The sequence below is a fragment of the Amycolatopsis rhizosphaerae genome (assembly GCF_007713715.1).
Classification (GTDB): Bacteria; Actinomycetota; Actinomycetes; order Mycobacteriales; family Pseudonocardiaceae; genus Amycolatopsis_E; species Amycolatopsis_E rhizosphaerae.
In genome coordinates this window covers 1-5,824 of sequence record NZ_VJWX01000449.1, presented here as the reverse complement: position 1 = coordinate 5,824, position 5,824 = coordinate 1, and the positions used below count along the sequence as shown (strand labels likewise).

At 72.8% G+C, this 5,824-nt stretch carries 5 protein-coding genes and 1 pseudogene; 4 read left to right on the top strand and 2 right to left on the bottom strand.

Annotated features, from left to right (window positions below; genetic code table 11):
* Positions 1–178, bottom strand: a pseudogene (locus FNH05_RS39530) (SAM-dependent methyltransferase); the annotation flags it as partial.
* Positions 179–321: 143 nt separating this feature from the next.
* Between FNH05_RS39530 and FNH05_RS30235 the strand changes: the two are divergent.
* The 4 genes from FNH05_RS30235 to FNH05_RS30220 all read left to right on the top strand — a co-directional run bounded on the left by FNH05_RS30235 (position 322) and on the right by FNH05_RS30220 (position 4,075).
* Entirely contained in the window at positions 322–1,200 is an 879-nt protein-coding gene (locus tag FNH05_RS30235; RefSeq protein WP_144592262.1) for a ParA family protein, read from the top strand.
* Positions 1,200–2,000: a DNA-formamidopyrimidine glycosylase family protein gene (locus tag FNH05_RS30230; protein WP_144592261.1), complete on the top strand. Its 801-nt coding sequence runs from the start codon at positions 1,200–1,202 to the stop codon at positions 1,998–2,000. The genes FNH05_RS30235 and FNH05_RS30230 overlap by 1 nt, the downstream gene beginning before the upstream one ends.
* Before the next feature lie 422 nt (positions 2,001–2,422).
* Entirely contained in the window at positions 2,423–2,980 is a 558-nt protein-coding gene (locus tag FNH05_RS30225) for a GNAT family N-acetyltransferase (RefSeq protein ID WP_144592260.1), read from the top strand.
* 63 nt (positions 2,981–3,043) lie between these two features.
* On the top strand, positions 3,044–4,075 hold the full coding sequence (locus FNH05_RS30220) for a quinone-dependent dihydroorotate dehydrogenase (RefSeq protein ID WP_144592259.1): 1,032 nt from the start codon (positions 3,044–3,046) through the stop codon (positions 4,073–4,075).
* Positions 4,076–4,188: 113 nt separating this feature from the next.
* Here the strand turns inward: FNH05_RS30220 and FNH05_RS30215 are convergent.
* On the bottom strand, positions 4,189–5,824 hold a 1,636-nt coding region (locus FNH05_RS30215; protein ID WP_246128020.1), incomplete at its 5' end, for an allophanate hydrolase-related protein.

Genomic DNA, 5,824 nt, shown 5'->3' with positions numbered 1-5,824 from the left:
CGACCACGGTCACCACGCAGCCCGCGGCCGCCAGCGGTACCGCCCAGACGCCGGTCCCGCCGCCCACGTCCACCACGTGCGGCTCGGCCGTCCCCCGCGCCCGGATCCGGGCGAGCTCGTCCTCCAGGACCCGCCAGACCGCACTCGAGCCCCGTGCCGCCCCGATCTCCGTTCGCATGGTGGGACAGCGTAGTAAGCCCCAGGCCCGGGCGCGTGACGGCACCCGGCAGATCCGTCACGCCCCGTCACGCGCCCGCGGTACCGCACCCGAGAAAGGCAGCGCGCACGGGGGGGACTGGACCCTCCGGCTACCCTCGGAGCGTGCACACGGTCGCCGTACTCAGCCTCAAGGGAGGCGTCGGCAAAACCACGGTCGCGCTCGGTATCGCCTCGGCGGCCATGCGCAGGGGAACCCGGACCCTGGTGGCCGACCTCGACCCGCAGGGCAACGCCACGGCCTCGCTGGACCCGCCCTACACCGAAGCCACGCTCGCCGACGTGCTGGAAAACCCGCACCGTTCGGTGCTGGCCCGCGCCATCGCCCCCAGCGTGTGGAGCGAGGACGTCGAGGTGCTGGTCGGCTCCGAGGATCTGGAACTGCTCAACGAACCCGGGCCCGACGAACGGCGCCTGGAGAGCCTGTCCCGGGCGCTGGACGAGCTGGACGAGGCCCCGCCCCGGGGGCGGCCCTACGAGCTGATGATCCTGGACTGCCCGCCCTCGCTGGGCAGGCTGACGATGTCGGCGCTGGTCGCCGCGGACGCCGCGCTGCTGGTCACCGAGCCGACGATGTACGCCGTGGCGGGGGCCCAGCGCGCGCTGGAGGCCATCGAGCGGATCCGGACCGAGCACAACCCCGAACTGCGGGCCGTGGGCGTGCTGGTGAACCGGCTGCGGCCGCGTTCCCACGAGCACCAGTTCCGGATCGCCGAGCTGCGCGAGTCCTTCGGCACGCTGGTCATGCCGACCGCGATCCCGGACCGGCTCGCCGTCCAGCAGGCGCAGGGCGCGTGCAGCCCGATCCACGAATGGCATTCCCCGGGTGCGCAGGAGATCGCGCTGACCTTCAACATGGTGCTGGCCAAGATCCTGCGCTCCAACCGGGCCGGGCGGCACCGCATGGACTCCGGCCCGGAGGACGCCACCGGCGCGGTGCCGGATGTGGAGACCACCGGGCCGATCACCGTGATCCGCTCCTGATGCCCGAGGGTGACACGGTCTTCCTGGCGGGCAGGCGGCTCGCCGGGGCACTGGCGGGCCGGACGCTGTCCCGCACGGACTTCCGGCATCCCGCGCTGGCCACGGCCGACCTCGCCGGGCACACCGTGCTCACCGTGGTCACCGTCGGCAAGCACCTGTTCACCCGGTTTTCCGGCGAGCTGAGCCTGCACAGCCATCTGAAGATGGACGGGGCATGGGAGATCTACCGCGCCGGGGCGCGCTGGCGGCATCCGGCGCACCAGGCCCGGGTGATCCTCGACGCGGGCGAGGTCCAGGCCGTCGGATTCCGGCTGCACGACCTCGCGCTGGTGCCCACCGCGGAGGAGTCCCGGTTCACCGGGCACCTCGGCCCCGACCTTCTCGATCCACAGTGGACGGACGAACACGCGCGGCGGGCCGCCGCCGCGCTGGCCGCCGAGCCGGACCGGGAGCTCGGGCCGGCCCTGCTGGACCAGCGGATCATGGCCGGGGTCGGGAACCTGTACAAGATCGAGATCTGTTTCCTGCTCGGGGTCACCCCGTGGACACCGGTATCGGCGGTGGACCCGGCACAGGTGGTGCTGCTGGCCAGGAAGCTGTTGCTCGCCAACGCCTGGCGGCACGAGCAGAGCACCACCGGCGAGCTCGCGCGGGGCCGTCGCAACTGGGTCTACGAGCGGAGCCGCACCGGCTGCTTCCGCTGCGGCGGGCCGGTCCGGGTGGGCACCCAGGGTGACGACGTGCGGCGGCGGCCCACCTGGTACTGCCCGCGCTGCCAGCGGGGCCCGGCCCCCGCGTGAGGTGGGCCACGGGCGTTCCGCCGGGCGCGAAAAGATGTTGCCGGGCCCCGGATTCTTGCCTAGCGTTGCGGTTACACGGGAAAGGAGGTGGTCCGAAGTTGAAGAGCTACAGGACTCGTGAGGTGGCTGTCCGCTAGCGGACCGAGCTGCACCCGCTTCGCGGCGGCGCTCCCCGGAACGTGAGCCCACCGCGAAGTTCGCGCCTCCTTCCGCGACCCCGTCGCGCGGAGTCGCGTCTGGACAGTACTGGCCTGAGAGCGAATACCAGGCAGTCACCAACCCCCGGTGCCCCGAGAGTGGTCCGGCTCGGGCCGCCCGCGGCTGACGACGCGGGCGGAGCCGCACCGGGGGTCCCTAACACTTCGGTGTTTCCTTCGGATTACTCCACCCGGAGCAGCGCCCGAAGGTCTACTCTCCACGATGTGCTTCAGCCCACATATCCGATCAAGACGGCTCGGCTGATCCTGCGTCCGTTCACTCCGGACGATCTCGCGGCCTTCCATGCCGTGTACACCCACCCCGACGTGACCCGGTTCCTCGACCGCGAACCCCGCACGCGCGCCGAAAGCGCGGCGCTGCTCGCCGCGAAGGTGCAGGGCACCGCGCTCACCCGGCCGGGACAGACCCTCGCCATCGCCATCGAACTCGTCGAAACCGGTGAGCTCATCGGCGATCTGACCCTGCACTGGCTCGACGGGGAGGCGGGCAACGGCGAGGTCGCCATCGCACTGCACCCCCGGCACCAGGGCAGCGGCTACGCGGCCGAGGCCCTCATCGAACTGATGCGGCTCGGTTTCGAAGACCTCGCGCTGCACCGGATGTTCGGCCGGTGCGACGCCCGCAACGTCGCCTCCGCCTCGCTGATGGAGGCGCTGGGCCTGCGCCGCGAAGCCCATCTGCGGGAAAACGAGCGGATCCGGGGCGAATGGCGGGACGAACTCGTCTACGCCATCCTGGCCACCGAATGGCGCCGGCGGTGACCGGGCCGACACGCTGGCGCGGTCCACTGCGCCCGCGTTCGCGGCCTGAGCGAAGATGAACGGGTGCTGTACGAGAAGCTGATCCGCCCCGTGCTGTATCGGCTGGGCTCCAACGACCCCGAAGTGGTGCACGAGCGCACGATGCGTGTGCTGAGCCGGGCGGGTGCTGCCGCCGCCCCGCTGCGCCGCTACTTCGCCGTGGACGACCCGGTGACGGTGTTCGGGCTGAGTTTCCCGAACCGGGTCGGCCTGGCGGCCGGGATGGACAAGGACGGCCGCGCGCTGGCCGCCTGGCCCGCGCTGGGCTTCGGATTCGTCGAGGTGGGCACGGTCACGCGGCTCGCGCAGCCGGGCAATCCGAAGCCCCGGCTGTTCACGCTGCCCCGCAGCGAGGCCGTGATCAACCGGATGGGCTTCAACAACGCGGGTGCCGAGGCGCTGGCGCGGAGGCTGGCGTCCCGCGGGAAGCCGGGCGTGCCGCTCGGGGTGAGCATCGGCAAGTCCAAAGTGGTCCCGCTCGAGGAGGCCGTGGCCGACTACCAGGCCTCGCTGCGGACCCTCTACCCGTACGCGGACTACTTCGCGGTGAACGTCAGCTCCCCCAACACGCCGGGCCTGCGCACCCTGCAGGACAAGTCCGCACTGGCCGAACTGCTCGCCACGCTGCAGGACACCTCCCGTGAACTCGCCGGGGAACGCCGGCCCACCCCGCTGCTGGTCAAGGTGGCACCCGACCTCACCGACCCGGCGCTGGCCGAACTGCTCGAAGTCTGCGAAACGCACGGCGTTTCCGGCATCATCGCCACGAACACCACGCTGTCCCGGGAAGGGGTCGACGCTCGCGAGCGGACGCTGGCGGCCGAAACCGGGGGGCTGTCCGGGCGCCCCCTGACCGCACGCGCCCGCGACGTGGTGCGGTTCGTGCACGGCGAGACCGGTGGGAAGCTGCCGGTCATCGGTGTCGGCGGTGTCCTGAGTGGACAGGACGCGCAGCGGCTGCTGGACGCCGGGGCCAGCCTGGTCCAGCTCTACACCGGACTGGTCCTCAAGGGACCGGGCCTGGTCCGGCGGATCAACCGCACCGTCGCCGCCTGACCACCTCTCTCTCCCCGTCGCGCGGACGCGCGTTGGGCCGTGAAGGGCCCCTTCACAGTCGAATCGCCTGTGAAGGGGCCCTTCACGGCTCGCCCCAGCCTGGGCTCGGGAGGTCAGGAGGCGAGGGTGTAGTGGCGGGTCGCGGTGAGGTGGCGCAGGTAGGCCCGCCAGCCGCCGAAGGCGGTGATGTCGCGGGCCTGCCCGGCGAGACCGGCCGCGCACTGGAACCCGATGGCCGTGCTGCCGTCCTCGAGTTCGATCTCGCCCAGCGTCATCGGCCCGGGCAGCCCGGCCAGGAAACGCCCGAGCGCCGCGGGCGAGAGGGTCCAACGCTCCCCTTCGATCGCGGCCCCGTCGGCGGCGGGCAGAATGCCGGGTTTCGGCGGGACGGCGGGCAGGGCGACCATCCGGTACCGGGGCGCGGTGAGCACGTCGCCGCGGAACCGGGCCCCCAACGCGGTCAGCTGCCCGTTCAGCGGCTGGCCGCGCAGGTGCGCCCCGAACACCACCAGGTCGATTCCCGTTGGCGGGTAAGGCGTTCTGATCTGTTCCCCGCCGAGGAAGGCGGCCACGTCGAGCGCGATCTGATCGTCGAAGGCCCGCGTGATCACGCTGACCCCGAACGGTTGTCCGCCCGCGTGCCCGGCCGGTACCGCCACCGCGGCCAGGTCGAGCAGGTTCACGAAGCTCCCGGCCAGGGCCGCCTGCCCCGGCACGGCCGGCAGCAGCAGGGCGTCGAATCCGTCCAGCACACGGGCCGCCTCACGCCGGTACTCCGCCAGCCGCGCCTGCTCGGCCGCCAGGCGGTACGCCGGGATCTCCTTCGCGGCGAGGACTGCCTTCGCCACCGCGGGGCCGACGGTGCGTTCCCGCGCCACGAACTCCCCGATCGCCGCGTGCCGCTCGGCGGCCAGCGGCCCGTCCTGGAGCAGCTTCGCCGCCACCAGGAACGGCATGATGTCCACCGGGGTGACTTCGGCGCCCCACGCCAGGAGGTCCGCCACGATCCGGTCGAAGCCCGCACGCGCCGGGCCGGACAGGGGTGCCAGTCCCTCCGCGCCCGGCACGGCGATCCTCGCCCGCTCCCCCGCGGCGAGCCGGACCGACTCCGGCCACGCCCGGCTCAGCGGGTCCCCGGCGTCGGGCCCGGTCATCGCGGCCAGTGCCCGCAGCCCCTCGGCCAGGTTCGGGGAAAACACCGTGAGACAGTCGTAGGGGCGCATCGTCGGGACGGCACCGGTCGTGGGCACCAGGCCCGGCGTCGGCTTGAGCCCGAAGACCCCGCTGGCCGGGGCGGAACCGGCCGTGCCGGTGCCGACGGCCACGCCGGCCAGGCCCAGGCCCACCACTTCCTCCGCCGCGCCAGGACCGCACGGGCGGCCGAGCCCCCACGGGCCGTCGAACTCCTCCAGGCTCGTCTTGCCGAGCACCACCGCGCCCGCCGCGGTCAGCCGCTGGATCGCGACCGCACTGACGTCCGGGGTGTAGGCGTAGGCGGGACAGCCCGCGGTGGTCGGCAGCCCGGCGACGTCGATGTTGTCCTTGACGGCGACGAGCAGGCCCGCCAGGGGGAGTTCGTCACCGGCGCGGACGCGCTCGTCGACCGCCTTGGCGTCGACGAGCACCTCTTCCGCGGGGCGGAGGGTGATCCACAGATCCGGGCGGCCGGCCTCGGCGATCCGGTCGAAAACGGTCAGGACCTGCCGGTGTGCGCTCACCGGTGCCGGGGGTAGGGGCTCGGGTTCAGGG

Coding starts and splice junctions, on each gene's coding strand:
- FNH05_RS30230 (WP_144592261.1), top strand. CDS start 1,200: ATGCCCGAGGGTGACACGGTCTTCCTGGCGGGCAGGCGGCTCGCCGGG.